Here is a 17,041-nt window from a genome sequence, read left to right as displayed (position 1 = left end):
GCGCCCGCGACGGCGGGCTTTTTGTCGGTCCCCCCCGACGCCGTCGGCATGGACATCGAGTTCGGCACGGACGGGTGGCGGACCACCGTCGAGGAGTTCACGACGCCGCGGGTCCGCGCCGTCGGGCAGGCCGCCGCCGACTACGTGCGGGCGGAGGCCGACCCCGGCGACCGACCCACGGTGGCGGTCGGCTACGATCCCCGCGAGGGCTCGCGGGCGGCCGCCGAGGAACTGGCCCGCGTCCTCTGTGTCAACGGCGTCGACGCCCTGGTTCCCGACCGCGACACCCCGACGCCGGTCGTCGCCTGGACCGTCACCAACCGAGGGCTTTCGGGCGCGCTCCAGGTGACCGCCAGCCACAACCCCCCGACGTACAACGGCATCAAGTTCGTCCCCGCGGACGGCGCCCCCGCCATGCCGGCGGTCACCGACCGCCTGGCCGAGAGTCTCCGCGAACCCGACCCCCGCCCGGAAGCCGAGTGGGGCGCCGTGACGGAGACCGACCTCGTCGAACCGTACCTCGAACACGCCCTGGCGTTCGTCGACGCCGACCTCTCGGGGCTGACCGTCGCCCACGACGCGATGCACGGCAGCGGCCGCGGCGTCACCGACGAACTGCTCTCGCGGGCGGGCGCGGACGTGGTCCGTCTCCGCGCCGAGCGGGACCCGGAGTTCGGCGGGACACCCCCGGAACCCGCCGGCGAGCGACTCGAAGAACTAATCGAGCGCGTCCGAAACGGCGCGACCGAACTCGGCGTGGCCAACGACGGCGACGCCGACCGCCTCGGCGTCGTCACGCCCGACCGGGGAGCCGTCGACCCCAACTGGGTGTTCGCGGCGCTGTACGACTACCTGCTCGAGGACGGAACGGTCGGAGCGGCGACGGGCGGCGACGCCGTCCGGACCGTCTCGACGACGTTCCTCATCGACCGGATCGGCGAGGCCCACGGCCACGCGGTCCACGAGACGCCGGTCGGCTTCAAGTGGGTCGCCGCGGCGATGGCCGACCACGACGCCCTCGTCGGCGGCGAGGAGTCCGGCGGCTTCGGCGTCGCCGGCCACCTCCGCAACAAGGACGGCGTGCTGGTCGCGCTTCTGGTCGCCGCCGCCCACGCCGCCGAACCGCTGGACGACCGCCTCGACCGCCTCCGCGAGACTCACGGCGACATCGTCCAGGACCGGATCAGCGTCGACTGCCCCGACGACCGGAAGGCCGCCGTCGTCGACGCCCTGGGCGACGAGATACCCGACAGCGTGGCAGGGACCGCCGTCGACGACGTCGGCACCGCCGACGGGTTCAAGCTACTGCTGGCCGACGGGTCGTGGCTGCTCGTCCGCCCGAGCGGGACCGAGCCGAAACTGCGGGTCTACGCCGAGGCCGGCGACCGCGACCGGGTCGAGGAACTGCTCGCGGCCGGCCGCGGCATCGTCGAGCCGCTGGTCTGAGGTGGCCACCGCTAGGCGTCGAGCACGCCGCGACACCGCCCGCCGTCGCAGGTGACCTCGAACCCCAGCGCCTCGTAGAAGGGCCGCACCCCGGGGTCGAAGCCGGCCGTCAGTCGCGCCCGGCGGTCGGCGGCCGCGTCGACGAGCGCCGTGCCGACGCCCTGGTCCCGTCGCCCGGGTCGGACCGCGACCGCGTGAACCGCCTCGCCGTCGAGGACGAGAGCCCCGAGCAGGCGACCCTCCTCGACGGCCACGAGCGTCGTCCCTCGCCGCAGGGCACCCTCCTCGACGGCGAGCATCGCGGCGTCGAGAATCCCGCGGGCGGCCGTCGCCTCGCCCGGTTCTGCGGTGCGGACCTCCATCGGTCAGCCGCCCTTCACGAGCCGTAGGACGCGAACCGAATCGGCGTCGACGGGCCGGTCCTCCGGGACGGGCGAACCGTCCACGAGGACCGACGCCTCCTGCGTCGAGAGACCGACCGCCGCGAGCACGTCGCCGTAGGTCGCCTCGGCGTCCAACTCGAGGTCGTGGGTGTCCCCGCCGACGACCGCACACGTCACGCGCATACGCCCGATAGGAACCCGGAGTTGTTCAGCGTGGCGCCTCGGGATGCGCGCCGCTAGATGCTCGAGAGACCGCCCCGGCTCTCGGTGACCAGTTCGTAGAGCCGAAGCAAGGCCAGAGCGACGACACCGGCCCCGATCAGGAAGACGACCGCCCGGATGGCGAAGCCGAGGTACGGGACGATGCCGAGCAGGCCGACCACGACGACACCGACGAACAGGGCGAGGTAGCGGCTCTCCCGTCCGGTGTACGACAGGAGCCACTGCCCGACGACGTAGCGGCCGTAGACCGCGGCCACCCACGCGAGGACGACGGTGAGCATGAGCAGGGCGACCGCGAGCGGCAACCCGACTATCGTGATGGCGAGCAACGCGACGGCGAGGGCGACGCCGCCGACCGCTGCAAGCCCCGCCCCGCCGGTCCGCAGCGGTTCGGTGAGGACCGTCTCGTAGGCGGCGTCGGCGAAGCGGGGACCGACGTACAGCAGTATCGCTCCCAGGAGCAGGTTCGCAAAGAACATGAACACCGAAAAGACGACCGACAGCGGGCCGGCCGGCGGGAACAGCGCCAGGTCCTGGGTCTTCTGTGTCACGCCGTCGACGGTGCCGCCGCGGTCGTCGAGTTCGCCCTCGTAGGTCAGGTCGCCGCCGACCGTCGCCGTCCGCGCGAGCGTGATCTCGCCGGCGAAGGCGTTGGCGTCGCCGTCGATCTGCCCCGCGAGGACCACGTCGCCGGCGACCGCGCCGAACGAGCGGTCGATGGTGGCCGTCTCGCCGACCCTCACGCTGCCGGCGTACGCGAGGACGTTCCCGCCGACGGTACCGTCGATTCGCACCTCGCCCGCGTAGGCCCGGACGATGCCGGTCACCTCGCCGCTCTCGGCGATTCGGACCTCGCCGCCGTAGGCCCGGAGGTCGCCGTCGACGGTGCCCTCGATGACGATGGTCCCGGCCGTCGCCGAGAGCCCGTTGACCGTCTCGCCCTCGTCGACGACGACCGTCCCGCCGGCGCGGGTGTCGGCCGCCGTGACGCCGGTGAAAAGCGACAGCACCAGTACGACACCGAGGACGACTGCCAGAGCACGGCGCATACCCGAATCCCGCCGGGCGCCCAAAAATAGGTTTGGGGACGCCCCGGCCGGAGGCGTCTCGCGGGGTTTATGCCCGACGGGAGCGACCCACCGGGCATGAACGAGGCTGCCGCCGTCGACACCGGGCGGGAGATCTGGATCGAGAAGTACCGCCCCCGGAGCCTCGAGGACGTCGTCGGCCACGAAGCCATCACCGAACGGCTGCAGCGGTACATCAACCAGAAAGATTTGCCGCATCTTCTGTTCGCGGGGCCGGCCGGGACCGGAAAGTGCGTAACCGGCGAAACGCCGGTCCTGACGAGTAACGGTGTCGAGCGAATCGAAGACATCGTGGGAGAGCAGCAGGGATTCAGTACGCCGGACGAGACGCTGGAAGTCGCCACGTTCGACGACGGCGAGTTCGAGTTCGTCTCGCCGTCGCACCTGTTCGGCAAGGAGGCCGAGGAGCTCGTCCGCGTCTCGACCCGGGACGGGAACGAATCGGCGGTCACCCCGGAGCACCGCCTGCTTACCATCGACGAGGACGGCCTCTCGTGGTCGGCGGCGGCGGACCTCCGCCCGGGTGACCGGGTCGTCCGTCCACGCGAGGCTCCGCTTCCGGAGAGCGACGGTTCCATCGACTGGCTGGATGAACTCGACGGGGACCGGATATTCGTCCACGTCTCGGAGGAACTCGCAGCGCGGCACGGAATCACGGTCGCCGAGAACCACGTCGGGTACAAGCAGGAGGTGTTCGAGGGCATTCGCTCGGGCGAAACCGACGACGAGATAGTCGACCGGACCGGTATCCCCGCGAAAACCGTCCAGAAGTATCGCCAGCAGGCAACCGGCGTAGACCTCGGGGAGGCGTCGACGGTCTGTCCGCTCTCGCACCTCCGCGCCCTCGGTATTCCTCGGGAAACCCTCCGCGAGCACGTCGAGGCGATTCAGCACGTCTCGTCGAACAACAACCGCTCGGAGCCGGTCGAACCACCGTGGGAACTGACATCCGAACTCGCGACGTTCCTCGGCCTCGCGTTGAGCGAGGCTCGGATCGAACGCACGCGAATCAAGTTCTACAACAGCGACGAGGGACTCCTCGAGGCGTTCAGCGAGGCCGCCCGGGAGACGTTCGGCGTCGACCCGAAACGGGGTGAACAGAAGGGCGTCCCGTATCGAGTCGTCGACAATCGGACCGTCGTCCACTATCTCCGGAGCTGTTTTGCCGTCCTGTGCGACGACGACGCAGTCGGTACGGGCATCGTCCGGGCACCCGCGGAGCCGCGTCGAGCGTTCCTCCGGGCGGTCTTCGACGCCGAGGGCCACGTCACCGAGAAGGGCATCGTCGAACTCACACAGAAAGACGAGGACATCGTCACGCTGCTCTCGTATCTGCTCGCAGGGGAGGGAATCCCGACACGGCGAAAGACCGAGTCGAAAGCGGCGACCAACGGGACCGGTGAGAAGCGGGAGTACGACGTGCTCTATCTTTCGGGCGCGTCGGCCCTCTCGCGGTTCGAGGAACGAATCGGGTTCACGCTACGGACCAAGGCCGACCGGCTCTCGGAGAACGCGGCACGGACGGGTAATCCGAACCACGATACGATACCAGCCCAGTCCGCCATCGACGACCTGTGCGAAACGCTCTATCTCCCGAAGGACGACCTGCTGACGAGGAGTCTGAACCCCGAGACGCCGGGCCACGACAGCTACCTCGCGGACCTCGACCGCGTACTGGATGCCGCATCGGAGCGGATAGAGACGGCCCAGGAGGCGCTCGAGACGGTCCAGCGGCTGGAACACGACGTCGAGCGTGTGGAGGCGATACCGGCGGCGTGGGTCGACGAGCGGAATCGAATCGAGCCGATTTCGGTTCGGCGGTCGCTCAGCGACGAGACGGGAGTCAGGTCCGACCGGTTGCTCGAGTACGCCGACGGGCGCCGGACCCCGGAGCGTCAGCGTGCGACGGAACTCCTCGAGCGCATCGATTCGGTCGAGAGAGAGCCGGACGTCGAGACGGTCCAGACGGAGCTACGTACACTCATCGAGCGTCTCGGCGTACCGTACAGCCACGTCGCGGAAGGGACCGACCTGCTCGGGACGGACGTCATCAACCTGCTGGAGAACGACGACCACTCGCTTTCGACGACGACCCGGTTCCGCACGGTCACGGAGCGGGTCCGCGAGGTCGCCGCTGGGATGCTCTCCAGCGAAGTGCTGGAGTGTCTCCGGACGCTGGACGCCCTCGCCCGCGGCAACCTCTACATCGACGAGGTCGAATCGGTCGAACGGGTGGAGGAATCACGCCGGGTCTACGACCTGACGGTTCCCCGGACGCGAAACTACGTCGCCGGCGACGTGCCGACCGTGATGCACAACACGACGTCGGCCATCGCCATCGCCCGCGAGATCTACGGCGACGACTGGCAGGAGAACTTCCTCGAGTTGAACGCCTCCGACCAGCGCGGCATCGACGTCGTCCGGGACCGCATCAAGAGCTTCGCGCGGGCCTCCTTCGGCGGCTACGACCACCGCATCATCTTCCTCGACGAGGCGGACGCCCTCACTGACGAGGCCCAGTCAGCGCTCCGCCGGACGATGGAGCAGTTCTCGGACAACACCCGCTTCATCCTCTCGTGTAACTACTCCAGTCAGATCATCGACCCCATCCAGTCGCGGTGTGCGGTGTTCCGCTTCTCGCCGCTGGGCGACGAGGCCGTCGAGGCACAGGTGCGCGCCATCGCCGACGCCGAGGGCATCGAGGTGACCGACGACGGGGTCGAGGCGCTGGTGTACGCCGCCGACGGCGACATGCGGAAGGCGATAAACGGCCTCCAGGCCGCCGCCGTGATGGGCGAGACCGTCGACGAGGAGGCCGTCTACACCATCACCTCGACGGCCCGGCCCGAGGAGATACGCGAGATGGTGCAGAAGGCCCTGGACGGCGACTTCACCGGCGCGCGGGCCCAACTGGACACGCTGCTGACGGACGTCGGCATCGCCGGCGGCGACGTCATCGACCAGCTCCACCGCTCCGTCTGGGAGTTCGACCTCTCCGAGCGGGAGGCCGTCCGGCTGATGGAGCGGGTCGGCGAGGCCGACTACCGCATCACGGCCGGCGCCAACGAGCAGGTCCAACTGGAGGCACTGCTGGCGTCGCTGGCCCTCGACGACGGGTGAGCGGGCCGGGCCGTGGAGCGGTCCCGTCCCGAAAAGCGATTACTTAAACGTCTCCGCCGCGTATATATCGTGTGACTGAAGAGACACAGCGGAAGGACCTCCGGATGCCGGGGGACGGTGAGATGTTCGCCCGCGTCACGGAGATGCTGGGCGGTCAGCGCGTGCGCCTGCAGTGCGACGACGGCAAAAAGCGGATGGGTCGGATTCCGGGCCGGATGCGGTTCCGAACGTGGATCGACACCGACGACATCGTCGTCATCGACCCCTGGGACTGGCAGGACGAGAAGGCCGACATCGAGTGGCGCTACGAGGGCGCAAACGCCGACCAGTTGCAGCGCGAGGGCCACCTCGAGAACCTCGTCTGAGGACGCTTATCCGGTCGTAGACCCCGACTTCTTCCCGACGAACCGGTCGAAGACGCCCGCGTACTGCATGAGCACCGTCCCGAGGATGCTCATCACGAGGACGTAGCCGACCGCCACCGAGGGAATCGTCTCGGTCAGTACCGCCGAGCCCCCAGAGCCCGCCGCCAGCGCGGCGATGATGAGCGAGAACTCCCCGCGAGTGACCATGCCGAGACCGACCCGGAGGCTCCGGCGGTCCGAGAGACCGTAGATGCGGCCGCCGAGAAAGCCCGACAGTAGCTTCGTCGGCGTCGTCACGACGACGAGGACTGCCAGCAGTCCGACGACGGCGAGGTCGGCGAAGACGGCCGGATCGGTGTTGAGACCGATCCCCAGGAAGAAGACGGCGGCGAAGACGTCCCGCAGCGGCGTCAGGCGGGATTCGAGGTCGTGGACGTGGCTGGTGCCCGAGAATCCCATCCCGACGAAGAAGGCGGCGACGGCCTCGCTGACGCCCAAAGCGAGGGCGCCACCGCCGACGAGGACGGTGAGCGCGACCGCCCGCACGACGAACAGTTCCCGGGAGCCGACATCGAGGTAGCGCTCGAAGTACTCGCCGCCCCGGTAGACGGCCACGACGAGTACGAACAGGAAGCCGACGGCGACGGCGACGTCGGTGGCGACGGCGGCGATCCCCCCGCCCCCGACGAGGACCGCCGAGACCACCGCCAGATACACCGCGATGAAGAGGTCCTCGAAGACGAGCGTCCCGAGCATCGGCTGGGCCTCGTCGTTGGCAATCCAGCCGAGGTCGATGAGCGACTTCGTGATGACGGCCGACGAGGAGATGTAGACGATGCCGCCGAGGACGACCGCCTCGAGGGCCGACCAGCCGAGCGCCAGCCCCACGACGACGCCAGCCGGGAAGTTGACGACGAGGTCGACGAGTCCCGACTTGCCGACGTTCTCCTTCGCTTCGAGCAGGCGGTCGAGGCTGAACTCCAGCCCCAGGAAGAAGAGCAGGAAGACGATGCCCAGTTCCGCCAGCAGCGTGACGAACTCCTGATCCCGTAGCGCGGGGTAGCCGGCCCGCCCCAGCACGGCGGGGCTGACGAGCATCCCCGCGACGACGTAGAACGGGATGACCGAGAGGTCGAGGCGGGCGGCGACCGTCCCGGCGACGGCGAGGACGGCGAAGAGGGCACCGGCCTCCAGCAGCAGCGCCGCCATCCCTCAGGCGTCCTCGTCGTCGGATTCGGGGGACTCCGCCGCCTCGGCGGCCGTCTCGTGGGGGTCGGTCGCCCCGGCCGCCAGCCGCTCGACGCGGTCGCAGTCGGCCCGGGAGCCGACGACTATCAGCGTGTCGCCGGCCCGGACCGTCGTGTCGGCTCCGGGGTTGGCTTCCGTCTCGCCGTCGCGCTGGACGGCGACCACGGAGGCACCGGTCGCCTCCCGGAAGTCCAGGTCCGCCAGCGTCCGCCCGACCAGTTCCGACCCCTCGACGACCGCCACCCACTCGAAGAGGGTGTCCTCGCCGAGCATCGTCTCCGTCGACTCGGTGACGACCGGCTGGAAGTACGCTCCCTCGAGGATGGTTCCGACCTGGCGTGCCAGTCGGTCGGACAGCTCGAACAGTTTCTCGGCGTCGTCGTCGCCCCGCCGCCGGAACACCTCCCGCTTGCCGGTGTTGTGCGTGACGACGACCAGCCGCTCGCCGTCGTCGATCTCGACCTCGAACTTCTTGCCGACGCCCGGCAGGTCCGACTCGTAGACGGTCATACCGACCGTTGCGTCGCCAGGAGTAAAAATCGACCCGCAGGCCGGGCGGCTACAGGTCCGACAGCGTCGCGCCGCTCACGAGCCGGTCGATGGCGGCGGGCAGTTCCGCGACGGCGACGCGGGTCTGGTCGGTCGAGTCCCGCTCGCGGACGGTGACGGTGTCGTCCTCCAGCGTGTCGTAGTCGACGGTGACACAGTAGGGCGTGCCGACCTCGTCCTGGCGGCGGTACCGCCGGCCGATGTTGCCCGTGTCGTCGTACGTCACCTCCAGACCCGCATCGCGCAGCGACTCGGCAACCTCGCGGGCGCGGTCGTCGAGGCCGTCCTTGGTCATGAGCGGGAAGACCGCGACGGCGGTCGGCGCGATTTCGGGCGGCAACTCGAGGTAGGAGCGCTCCTCGCCGTCGACCTCGTCGGTACCGTACCGGTGGGCCAGCACGCTGTAGACCAGCCGGTCGACGCCGAAGGACGGTTCGACGACGTGCGGCGTGATGTGCTCGCCGGACTCGGTCTGCTCCTCGACGGCGAAGCCGGTCTTCTCGACGGGCAGCGTGTAGGATTCGCCGTCGACCTCGACGGTGACGGCTTCGCCGTCGAACGCCGAGCGGTCGCGGGCGGCCAGCGACTCCAGGGCCTCGACCACATCGCCGGCGTCGTCGCCGAACGTCGGTCCCAGGTAGCTCATGTCGGGGTCGACCGTCGCTCGCTCTACGGTCTTCGGCTCGTCGTACTGCCGGAATATCGTGAAGTCCTCCTCGGAGTACTCACCGTGCTTCCGGAGGTCGTAGTCCGACCGGTAGGCGAAGCCGGTGACCTCGATCCAGTTGCCGCCGAGTTCGGTCTCGGCGTCCCAGCAGTCGGCGGCGTAGTGGGACAACTCGCCCGGCAGGTGCTGGCGGTAGCGGAACCGGTCCATGTCGACGCCGATCCGCTCGTAGAAGGCCATCGACTCGCCGAGGTAGTAGGCGACCCACTCGCTCTCGACGACGCCGGCCTCGACGGCTTCACGGACAGTGTAGGTCTCGGCGGTGCCGTCGCCCTGCTGGGCTTCCGCGGAGTACAGCGGCAGTTCGACGTCTTCGACCCGCTCGATGGGCGGGTCGTCGTACTCGGGGTCGACGAAGTGCTCCAGTTCCGCCTGCGTGAACTCCCGGACCCGGACCAGCGCGCGCCGCGGGGAGATCTCGTTGCGGTAGGCGCGACCCACCTGGGCGACCCCGAAGGGCAACTGGTTGCGGGCGTACTCCTTCAGACGCGGAAACTCGACGAAGATGCCCTGGGCGGTCTCCGGCCGGAGGTAGCCGGGCGAGGAGGAGCCGGGGCCGATGTTCGTGCCGAACATGAGGTTGAACTCCTCGACGGGCTGGCCGGCCAGCGGCGCCCCACAGGAGGGACAGTCGATGCCGTGGTCGGCGACCAACTCGGCGACCCGACTCGGCTCAAGGGCCTCGGCGTCCTCGACGTCCGCGACAGCGTCCTCGACGAGGTGGTCCGCCCGATGGGTGGCGCCGCACTCGGCGCACTCCAGAATCATGTCGTCGAACGTCTCGAGGTGGCCCGACGCCTCGAAGACGGCCTCCGGCATCACCGTCGGCGCCTCCAGTTCCATGTGGCCGAGTTCGCGGACGTAGACGTCCCGCCAGGCGTCCTCGAGGTTCCGCTTTACCGCCGCACCCTCTGGACCGAACGTGTAGAAGCCGGCCGTCCCGCCGTAGGCCTCGTTCGAGGCGAAGAAGAAGCCCCGGCGCTTGGCGAGTTCCGACAGTTCGGCCAGTTCGCTCATACCAGCGCCTCCAGCAGGTCGACGTCCCGGACGATGCCGGCGAGTTCGTCGCCCGAGACCAGCGGAATCTGCTCGATGTCGTGCGATATCATCAGCTGGGCAGCCTCGCGGGCGCGCTTCCGGCCCGACACCGTCACCAGATCCTCGGTCATGAACTCGGCGACCGGCTCGGCCGGAATCTCGACGTTCAGCGTCGGAATGGCGCGGCTCCCGACCGCCTTGATGCCCTCCCACATCCACTCGTCGTCCTGGTTGGCGACGGCGTCGCCGGGGTCGGACTCGCCCTGGACGACCCGGGCGACCTCGATGACGTCGACCTCGGTGAGCATGCCGGCCTGCCGCCCCTCGTCGTCGAGGACGACCGCGTATGGGACGCCGGCGTAGTCCAGTTCGCGCTCGGCGACCGGCAGCGGCGTCTCCCGGTAGACGGTGTTGATCTCGCGGGTCGCCAGGCCGCCGACCTCGGTGTCGCCGTTTTCCTCGCCCTCGGCGATGGCCCGGACGACGTCGGTGACGGTGACGATACCCACCAGTTCGTCCTCGTCGATGACCGGGACGCGGCGCTCGCCGGACTCGAGGACGAGGGCGGCGAGTTCGGTCAGCGTCGCCGACGGCTCGATGGTCGGCACCTCGCGGACGAGCATCGCCAGCTGGTCCTCGTCGGGCTGCTCGATGAGCGACTCCCGGGTAACGAGCCCGCGGAACGTCTCGCCCTCGTCGCCCTGCTTGACGATGGGAACCGACGAGAAGCCCCGCTCCTGGAGGTACTCGAGGACGTCCTCGCGGGTACCGGGGATGTCGACCGACACCACCTCCGACCTGGGCGTCATCGCGTCTGCAACGTTCATGTCCGCCGTCTATCCTCGCCTTCGTACTAAGTCCTCCGAACGAACTTTTTGCACGGCCGCTCGCCGGTAGTGATTAGCGGATCTTATTGAGGAATCCACTGAGGTGATTGTCAATCCACGATGCAGCGAAGCTCAGTTGCTCGGTCAGTTCTTCGAACAGATCGTCAAGGAGTGTTCGGTACTCGTCTTCATCTTCGACAATCAGCGGTGATGACTCCCACTTGAGACTTTTCCAGACTGGCTCGATTGGATTGAGATGCGGCGATCCAACCGGAAGGAATACGAGATCAATTCCTAGTTCGTGGGCACGCTTGCGAGTGTACTTGCAAATGTGAGATGAGAAGTTATCTAAAACGAGCAGAATCCGGGTACGCGGATTCTGCTCGCGGATCGTCTCGAAGCACTCACAGATCTGTTCTTTCTCCTGGTTCGGCGGAAACGACAGTACACTCTCACCGTTGAGTGCATAGAACCCGGCCGCTGGTGTGTCGATTTTCACCAGCGGCCGGGTGATGTGTGGGTCATCAACTGTGTACATCCGCTGAGAATTGTCCCACGGCTGTGGATGTGACAGGTCGAAAAACCCGATGACTGTGCCACCATCTGTTCGAATATCCTCGTCACGGTCCCAGTCTTCGTCGTCTTGATCTTTCTCTCGTTTGTTGTGAGGCTGATCGTCGGCATCCTCGTCGAACGCGTACTCGACGCGTTCGTCGAGAATCCCTTCGGCGTCGTCTGGTCGATCAGGACGTTTCGTCCGTGGAATAGCGTACGAGAGGCCGAGGTTGTCCAGAAACGTCGGTAGATAGTGTGGATGATACTCGATATTGAATTCCTCGTTGAGGAGATGCTGAATCTCCTGTTTTTTCCAGGGCTGGCCCTCACGGAGTCGCTCGATCAGTCGCTGCTGTTCGGCCTCGCCGAGCTTCGGGGGCCTGCCGCCCCCGAAGTTCGGCGTGAGTTTGCCCAGTCCTCCTTCATTCCAGCGTTCGACCCAGTTGTCAGCTGTCCCCTCTGATCGCCCAACGTCATCAGCGGCTTCAGCGAGCGTCGCTCCCTTGTATAGCCGTTTGATGAACACGAGCCGTTCGTGTTGCTTCACGTCGTCAGTTTCCGTGAGCAGTCTATCCAGGTCTTCCTCGCTCAGGTGGCGTACAACTTCTTTCTCACGGCCAGTCATTACATCGAAAAGACGGTTTTCCTCAATAACTTCCCCGAATGACTATGGCGAGCGGCCGGCAAAAACTTCGATGAAAAATAGCGCCTCCCTCCAGTCGCGCTCTCCCTGCGGTCGAGCGCGGTAGTCGGTCGGCGTCCTCGGAAGCGCGAAGCGCTTCCGATGTGCTCGGAAATCGCCGAAGGCGATTTCAGACCGCTACGCCGACTCGCTCGCTCGAACCCTCACATCGCTCGTCGCCGCGAACCGCTCGCTCACTCCGTTCGCTCGCGGATGCTTGCACCGACGCCGGCGGACCCCCTCAACGGTCGGTTCCAACGGTCCCGGCGGCGCCGACCCGTGGACGCGGGCCGCACATTGCCGGCACAACCTTTTCCTCGCCCTGGTCGTCAGGAGCGACAATGACACCCGATATCGACACGGACCCGGCGATGGTCGACCCGCGGGCGCCCCGGTTCGGCCAACTCGTCACGATGTCGGCGCTCGCCGCCGGCATCGCCCTGCAGGAACCGCTCGTCGTCCTCGCCGTCGCGGCGGTGCTGAACCTCGCGCTGCTGTCGGGGTGGCGTCTCGACCTCTACGGCGTCGTCTGGCGGCGCGCGATGATTCCCGTCGTCGGCAAGCCGGACGAGAAGGAGGCCGCCGCCCCCCACCGGTTCGCCAAACTGATGGGCGCGACGTTCACCGGGACCGCGGCGGTGCTGCTGTACGCCGCCCCCGCCGTCGGCGTCGAGGCGCTGTCGCTGGCCGGCTACGCGGTGGCCGGTATGGTCGCGGTGCTGGCCGCCGTCGCCGGCGTCGGCGGCTACTGCGTCGGCTGCCGGATGTACAGACAGGTCGGGTTCTTCCGGCGACTCGGCGTGGTGTAGGAACCCCGCGCCGACGGCCGGGAGCAGGTCACTCCTCGCCGACTTCCTCTTTCGAGACGAACTGCCCGAGCGCGTCCCGCCGGTCGGCACCGGCCTGGTACAGTTCCTCGCGGAAACGCTCGTAGTCGCGGAACTGCCGGAGGAACCCGAAGAGGTCGTCGGCGCCCGGCGGCACGTCCGCCCGGGCCAGCGCCTGCTCGATGGCGGCGCCACAGGAGTACACCGCCCCGTCGGTCAGCAGGTGGGCACACTCCTCGTAGTCGTCGGGGAGTCGCTCCAAGTGCTCGTCGGTCAGTTCCGAGAAGGCGACCATCTCCAGGTCGGTCCGCCGCGCGAAGTAGTCGGCCCACCACTTGCAGAACCCGCAGTCGTCGTCGTAGACGAACGCGTCCTCGGACATATCCGCCGGTAGGACACGGGGGCGTTTAGAAGCCCCGACTCAGGTGAACCGGCCGGTCTCGGCGCCGCACTCGACGCAGACGGTCACGAGCGCCGCGCCGTCGTCGGTCGGCTCTATCTCCTGGTCGGTGCGCTCGCCGCACGCCTCGCAGTCCCGCAACAGCGTTAGCTCGCCGGCGTCGGCGGGGGCGCCGATGCCGAGTACCCGGACCCGGCCGTCGCTGTCGTTGCGGCTCCGCTGGAACTCGCCGGGGGCGAAACGGACGGCCTCGCCGTCGGCGACCTCGACGTCGCCGTCCTCGGTCTCGAAGGCGAGCGTGCCGTCCAGCACGTAGAAGACCTCCTCCTGATCCCCGTGGGCGTGGTAGCCGAAAGCGGTGGACTCGCCCGGTTCGAGTTCGTAGAAGCGGACGCCCATGTGCTCGGTGCCGAGCGCCTGCCCGACCGGACGCTTGACGTCGGCCGGTCCCATCCAGTTGTCGAGTTCGTCGATGGCGACTTTCTCCATGCGCGGCTATGCGACGTTCCGAGCAAAAAACGATTGGATGAATCGACGACAGGAGGACAGTCGAAAGCGATGCGGGTGGGCGGGGGCATACGGCGCCGGAGGCGCCGTTTTGGTTCGAGAGAGCGCGACTCCGCGGTCTTTCGAACGACACCGCCGACGAGCGCCCGGAGCGCGAGTCGGCGGCCTTTTTCATGAACGTTTTTCCGCCGAGTGGTTCGCCGTTGGCGAACCCGAGGCGGAAAAAGGTTCTACATCATACCGCCCATGCCGCCGCCCATGCCGCCCATGCCGCCGGGCGCGCCGCCCGGACCACCGGCGCCGCCCTCGGGCTCTTCGCCCTCGGTGCTCAGGTCGCCGGCGGCGATGATGTCGTCGATCTTCAGCACGAGGTTGGCGGCCTCCGTCGCGGAGGAAAGCGCCTGCCGCTTGGCGTGGGCCGATTCGACGACGCCGGCGTCGTAGGTGTCGACGACCTCGCCCGTGAAGACGTCGAGTCCGGCGGTCTCGTCGCCGTCCTCGTGGGCGGCCCGCAGGTCGACCAGCGTGTCGATGGAGTCCAGCCCGGCGTTCTCGGCGAGCACGCGCGGGACGAGTTCCAGCGCGTCGGCGAACGCCTCGACGGCCAGCTGCTCGCGGCCGGAGACGGAGTCGGCGTAGTCGCGGACGCGGCGGGCGACCTCGACCTCGACGGCGCCGCCGCCGGCCAGCACGCGACCGTCGGAGACGGTCTGTGCGACGACGTCGAGGGCGTCACCGATGCCGCGCTCGAGTTCGTCGACGACGTGCTCGGTCGAACCGCGGAGCAGCAGCGTCACGCCGTGGGCCTCGTCGCCGGTGCCCTCGACGTAGAACAGCTCCTCGCTCTCGTCGTAGCTGACGTCGGCGCTGCCGAGGTCGTCGGCCGAAAGGGAGTCCAGATCGGAGACGACGTTGCCGCCGACGACCTCCCGGAGGAAGCCGAGGTCGCTCTTCTTGACCCGGGAGGCCGCCAGGATGCCCTCCTGGGCGAGGAAGTGCTCGGCGAGGTCGTCGATGCCCTTCTGACAGAAGACGACGTCGGCGCCGGACTCGGCGATGGCCTCGACCTTCTCGCGGAGCTGCTCTTCTTCCTTGTCGAGGAAGTCCTGGAGCTGGTCGGGGCTGTCCAGCTGGAGGCTGGCGTCGGCGTCGGTGTCCTCGACCTCGATGGGCTCGTTGATGAGGAGCACCTTCGCGTCGTCGAAGGCCGTCGGCATGTCGGCGTGGGCCGGGTCCTTGTCGATGACGGCGCCCTCGAGCAGTTCGGAGTCGCCCGCGGAGCTGCCGGTCTGGGTCTCGACGTTGATGTACTCGAGGTCGACGACCGTCTCGCCGTCGTCGGCCTCGACGGTGACCGCCTGGACCGCGTCGACGACCAGCTGGGCGAGGACGTCCTTCTCGAGTTCGGCGCCCTTGCCCGTCATCGACGTCTCGGCGACGTTCTTGATGAGTTCGGTGTCCTCGGGGTCGACCTCGTGGGCGACGTTGTCGATCTCGGCGCGGGCCTGCTCGGAGGCCAGGTGGAAGCCCTTGATGATGGCCGTCGGGTGGATGTCCTGCTCCAGGAGGTCCTCGGCGTTCTTCAGGAGTTCGCCGGCGATGGAGACGGCGGTGGTGGTGCCGTCGCCCGCCTCGTCCTCCTGTGTCTCGGCGACCTCGACGATCATCGAGGCCGTCGGGTTGTCGATGTCCATCTCCTGGAGGATGGTGACGCCGTCGTTCGTGACGGTGACGTCGCCCATCGAGGAGACGAGCATCTTGTCCATGCCTTTCGGCCCGAGCGTCGAGCGTACCGACTCCGCGACCGCCTGCGCCGCCGCGATGTTGTGCGACTGTGCGTCGCGGTCCTTCATCCGCTGGGAGTCCTCGCCGAGGATGATCATCGGCTGACCTCCCATTCGCTGCTGTTGACTCATGTTCGTCCGAAGGATTGTCCACGGTTCTATATAAAATTGCCTGATTCGCACGACCCTCGCCCACCGGACGAGCTCGCCAGTTCGAGGTGAAAACCAGGGGAATACAGGCGTGTGACAAAGATTGACTCATTTCTCAGGCGGACGAACTGCCGTGTCATCTGTCGGGGGTTTATTATCTAGACGGTTCGCGCCGTTCGGGGGCGCTCGCGGAACGGACTCGCCACAGAGGGAGTTCACGGCTCGCTACGCTCGCCGTTCACAATACCGAGGCCCTCCCTGCGGTCGCGCCCGCAGTCCACGGCTCGCTACGCTCGCCGTTCACAATACCGAGGCGCCTCACTTCCTTCGGCGCCTCGCACGCCAGGACTGGGATTTGAACCCAGAATCCCGGAAGGGAACACGCTTTCCAGGCGTGCGCCTTGCCGTTCGGCCATCCTGGCCCGCACTCTACTCTGAATCATCCGGCGCATAAGGGCTTTCGTTCTCGGGCGAGGGGTTCGGTGGGATTTCGTCGCCCTCACTCCCGCTCCTCGCCGTCGCCTTCCGGACGGGGACCCGCCAGCCGCCCCTCGAGGTAGTACGCCGTGGCGGCCGTGGTGCCGAAGACGGCGACGGCGACGCCAGCGACCGGCCCGACTCCGAGGAAGGCACCGTCCGCGAGCAGGTACGCCTGGTGGGCCACGAGGAACACGAGAGCGCCGACGGCACCCCAGAGCACGGCCGCCTTCCGGCGCGGCGTCACTCCCGGACGGCGACCGCCTCTATCTCGACGGCCATCCCGAGCGGCAGGTCGCCCACCTCGACGGCCGAGCGTGCCGGCGGGTCCGACTCGAAGTACTCGCCGTACACCTCGTTGACCGTGCCGTAGTCGTCGATGTCGGCCAGATAGACCGTCGTCTTGAGCGCGTCTTCGAGGCTCGAATCCGCGGCGTCCAGTACCGCCTCGAGGTTCGAAAGCACCTGCTCGGCCTGGACGTCGACGGGTTCGTCGGCCAGCGAGTCGCCCTCCGGCGTCAGCGCGACCTGGCCGGCGGTGAAGACCAGGTCGTCGGTGACGGTCGCCTGACTGTAGTCCGCGGCGGCGGGCGGTGCGTCGTCGGTGTGGACGGTCTCCTTGCCCATGGGCGCCGTTCCGTCGCCG

Annotated in this window: 17 protein-coding genes and 1 tRNA gene; 4 read left to right on the top strand and 14 right to left on the bottom strand. The window is 68.1% G+C overall.

The features are described 5' to 3' along the window. The first annotated feature begins 48 nt into the window (after positions 1 to 48). Positions 49 to 1,446 carry a phosphohexomutase domain-containing protein gene (locus NLF94_RS20060; RefSeq protein ID WP_254839410.1) on the top strand — a complete coding sequence of 466 codons (1,398 nt, stop codon included), beginning with the start codon at positions 49 to 51 and terminating at the stop codon, positions 1,444 to 1,446. A gap of 11 nt (positions 1,447 to 1,457) precedes the next feature. Here NLF94_RS20060 and NLF94_RS20055 read toward each other — a convergent pair whose 3' ends face one another. The 3 genes from NLF94_RS20055 to NLF94_RS20045 are packed head-to-tail and all read right to left on the bottom strand — an operon-like array spanning position 1,458 to position 3,100. Further along, on the bottom strand, positions 1,458 to 1,808 hold the full coding sequence (locus tag NLF94_RS20055; RefSeq protein ID WP_254839409.1) for a GNAT family N-acetyltransferase: 351 nt from the start codon (positions 1,806 to 1,808) through the stop codon (positions 1,458 to 1,460). A gap of 3 nt (positions 1,809 to 1,811) precedes the next feature. Beyond that, positions 1,812 to 2,012 carry a ubiquitin-like small modifier protein SAMP2 gene (gene samp2 / locus NLF94_RS20050; RefSeq protein ID WP_254839408.1) on the bottom strand — a complete coding sequence of 67 codons (201 nt, stop codon included), beginning with the start codon at positions 2,010 to 2,012 and terminating at the stop codon, positions 1,812 to 1,814. A 53-nt stretch (positions 2,013 to 2,065) separates the two neighbouring features. Continuing rightward, positions 2,066 to 3,100, bottom strand: coding sequence for a bactofilin family protein (locus tag NLF94_RS20045; RefSeq protein ID WP_254839407.1), 1,035 nt, complete (start codon positions 3,098 to 3,100; stop codon positions 2,066 to 2,068). Positions 3,101 to 3,196: 96 nt separating this feature from the next. On the opposite strand from NLF94_RS20045, the gene NLF94_RS20040 reads away from it, so the two are divergent. Further along, positions 3,197 to 6,259 (top strand): replication factor C small subunit, encoded by a 3,063-nt coding sequence (locus NLF94_RS20040; protein ID WP_350355836.1) that lies wholly within the window; start codon positions 3,197 to 3,199, stop codon positions 6,257 to 6,259. Positions 6,260 to 6,330: 71 nt separating this feature from the next. After that, positions 6,331 to 6,624 (top strand): translation initiation factor eIF-1A, encoded by a 294-nt coding sequence (locus NLF94_RS20030; RefSeq protein WP_256558664.1) that lies wholly within the window; start codon positions 6,331 to 6,333, stop codon positions 6,622 to 6,624. 6 nt (positions 6,625 to 6,630) lie between these two features. Here NLF94_RS20030 and NLF94_RS20025 read toward each other — a convergent pair whose 3' ends face one another. The 5 genes from NLF94_RS20025 to NLF94_RS20005 all read right to left on the bottom strand — a co-directional run bounded on the left by NLF94_RS20025 (position 6,631) and on the right by NLF94_RS20005 (position 12,193). Beyond that, positions 6,631 to 7,833: a cation:proton antiporter gene (locus NLF94_RS20025; RefSeq protein ID WP_254839406.1), complete on the bottom strand. Its 1,203-nt coding sequence runs from the start codon at positions 7,831 to 7,833 to the stop codon at positions 6,631 to 6,633. Between the two features lie 3 nt (positions 7,834 to 7,836). Continuing rightward, a complete protein-coding gene (locus NLF94_RS20020; protein ID WP_254839405.1) occupies positions 7,837 to 8,382 on the bottom strand; it encodes a cation:proton antiporter regulatory subunit in 546 nt (181 codons plus the stop codon). 49 nt (positions 8,383 to 8,431) lie between these two features. Beyond that, positions 8,432 to 10,165, bottom strand: a complete 1,734-nt coding sequence (glyS, locus tag NLF94_RS20015) for a glycine--tRNA ligase (RefSeq protein ID WP_254839404.1) — start codon at positions 10,163 to 10,165, stop codon at positions 8,432 to 8,434. After that, on the bottom strand, positions 10,162 to 11,013 hold the full coding sequence (locus NLF94_RS20010) for a CBS domain-containing protein (protein WP_254839403.1): 852 nt from the start codon (positions 11,011 to 11,013) through the stop codon (positions 10,162 to 10,164). The genes glyS and NLF94_RS20010 overlap by 4 nt, the downstream gene beginning before the upstream one ends. A gap of 73 nt (positions 11,014 to 11,086) precedes the next feature. Beyond that, positions 11,087 to 12,193, bottom strand: a complete 1,107-nt coding sequence (locus NLF94_RS20005) for an IS630 family transposase (protein ID WP_254837548.1) — start codon at positions 12,191 to 12,193, stop codon at positions 11,087 to 11,089. Positions 12,194 to 12,591: 398 nt separating this feature from the next. Here NLF94_RS20005 and NLF94_RS20000 point away from each other — a divergent pair, with 398 nt between their 5' ends. Continuing rightward, positions 12,592 to 13,059: a DUF4395 family protein gene (locus NLF94_RS20000; RefSeq protein ID WP_254839402.1), complete on the top strand. Its 468-nt coding sequence runs from the start codon at positions 12,592 to 12,594 to the stop codon at positions 13,057 to 13,059. Between the two features lie 28 nt (positions 13,060 to 13,087). Here the strand turns inward: NLF94_RS20000 and NLF94_RS19995 are convergent, their stop codons facing one another. The 6 genes from NLF94_RS19995 to NLF94_RS19970 all read right to left on the bottom strand — a co-directional run bounded on the left by NLF94_RS19995 (position 13,088) and on the right by NLF94_RS19970 (position 17,022). After that, positions 13,088 to 13,459 carry a DCC1-like thiol-disulfide oxidoreductase family protein gene (locus NLF94_RS19995; RefSeq protein WP_254839401.1) on the bottom strand — a complete coding sequence of 124 codons (372 nt, stop codon included), beginning with the start codon at positions 13,457 to 13,459 and terminating at the stop codon, positions 13,088 to 13,090. Positions 13,460 to 13,498: 39 nt separating this feature from the next. After that, complete coding sequence (locus tag NLF94_RS19990) at positions 13,499 to 13,966, bottom strand: cupin domain-containing protein (RefSeq protein ID WP_254839400.1); 468 nt, start codon at positions 13,964 to 13,966, stop codon at positions 13,499 to 13,501. 248 nt (positions 13,967 to 14,214) lie between these two features. After that, positions 14,215 to 15,882: a thermosome subunit beta gene (gene thsB / locus NLF94_RS19985; RefSeq protein ID WP_254841460.1), complete on the bottom strand. Its 1,668-nt coding sequence runs from the start codon at positions 15,880 to 15,882 to the stop codon at positions 14,215 to 14,217. 376 nt (positions 15,883 to 16,258) lie between these two features. Further along, positions 16,259 to 16,340: transfer RNA gene (locus NLF94_RS19980), tRNA-Ser, on the bottom strand. Between the two features lie 77 nt (positions 16,341 to 16,417). Next, entirely contained in the window at positions 16,418 to 16,642 is a 225-nt protein-coding gene (locus tag NLF94_RS19975) for a DUF7981 family protein (protein ID WP_254839399.1), read from the bottom strand. After that, complete coding sequence (locus tag NLF94_RS19970) at positions 16,639 to 17,022, bottom strand: Rid family detoxifying hydrolase (RefSeq protein ID WP_254839398.1); 384 nt, start codon at positions 17,020 to 17,022, stop codon at positions 16,639 to 16,641. Before NLF94_RS19970 ends, NLF94_RS19975 begins: the two co-directional genes overlap by 4 nt. Positions 17,023 to 17,041 lie beyond the last annotated feature (19 nt).

This window comes from Natronomonas marina, assembly GCF_024298905.1.
Lineage (GTDB): Archaea > Halobacteriota > Halobacteria > Halobacteriales > Haloarculaceae > Natronomonas > Natronomonas marina.
The sequence above is the reverse complement of the archived record's forward strand: the minus strand, read 5'-3'. Positions and strand labels throughout refer to the sequence as shown.

Bases quoted from the DNA above. Each gene is read 5' to 3' on its own strand.
- samp2 (WP_254839408.1), bottom strand. From the start codon at position 2,012: ATGCGCGTGACGTGTGCGGTCGTCGGCGGGGACACCCACGACCTCGAG.
- NLF94_RS19995 (WP_254839401.1), bottom strand. From the start codon at position 13,459: ATGTCCGAGGACGCGTTCGTCTACGACGACGACTGCGGGTTCTGCAAG.
- NLF94_RS20040 (WP_350355836.1), top strand. From the start codon at position 3,197: ATGAACGAGGCTGCCGCCGTCGACACCGGGCGGGAGATCTGGATCGAG.
- NLF94_RS19990 (WP_254839400.1), bottom strand. From the start codon at position 13,966: ATGGAGAAAGTCGCCATCGACGAACTCGACAACTGGATGGGACCGGCC.
- NLF94_RS20020 (WP_254839405.1), bottom strand. From the start codon at position 8,382: ATGACCGTCTACGAGTCGGACCTGCCGGGCGTCGGCAAGAAGTTCGAG.
- thsB (WP_254841460.1), bottom strand. From the start codon at position 15,882: ATGGGAGGTCAGCCGATGATCATCCTCGGCGAGGACTCCCAGCGGATG.
- NLF94_RS20055 (WP_254839409.1), bottom strand. From the start codon at position 1,808: ATGGAGGTCCGCACCGCAGAACCGGGCGAGGCGACGGCCGCCCGCGGG.
- NLF94_RS20010 (WP_254839403.1), bottom strand. From the start codon at position 11,013: ATGAACGTTGCAGACGCGATGACGCCCAGGTCGGAGGTGGTGTCGGTC.
- NLF94_RS20060 (WP_254839410.1), top strand. From the start codon at position 49: ATGGACATCGAGTTCGGCACGGACGGGTGGCGGACCACCGTCGAGGAG.
- NLF94_RS20000 (WP_254839402.1), top strand. From the start codon at position 12,592: ATGACACCCGATATCGACACGGACCCGGCGATGGTCGACCCGCGGGCG.
- NLF94_RS20045 (WP_254839407.1), bottom strand. From the start codon at position 3,100: ATGCGCCGTGCTCTGGCAGTCGTCCTCGGTGTCGTACTGGTGCTGTCG.
- NLF94_RS19970 (WP_254839398.1), bottom strand. From the start codon at position 17,022: ATGGGCAAGGAGACCGTCCACACCGACGACGCACCGCCCGCCGCCGCG.
- NLF94_RS20005 (WP_254837548.1), bottom strand. From the start codon at position 12,193: ATGACTGGCCGTGAGAAAGAAGTTGTACGCCACCTGAGCGAGGAAGAC.
- glyS (WP_254839404.1), bottom strand. From the start codon at position 10,165: ATGAGCGAACTGGCCGAACTGTCGGAACTCGCCAAGCGCCGGGGCTTC.
- NLF94_RS20025 (WP_254839406.1), bottom strand. From the start codon at position 7,833: ATGGCGGCGCTGCTGCTGGAGGCCGGTGCCCTCTTCGCCGTCCTCGCC.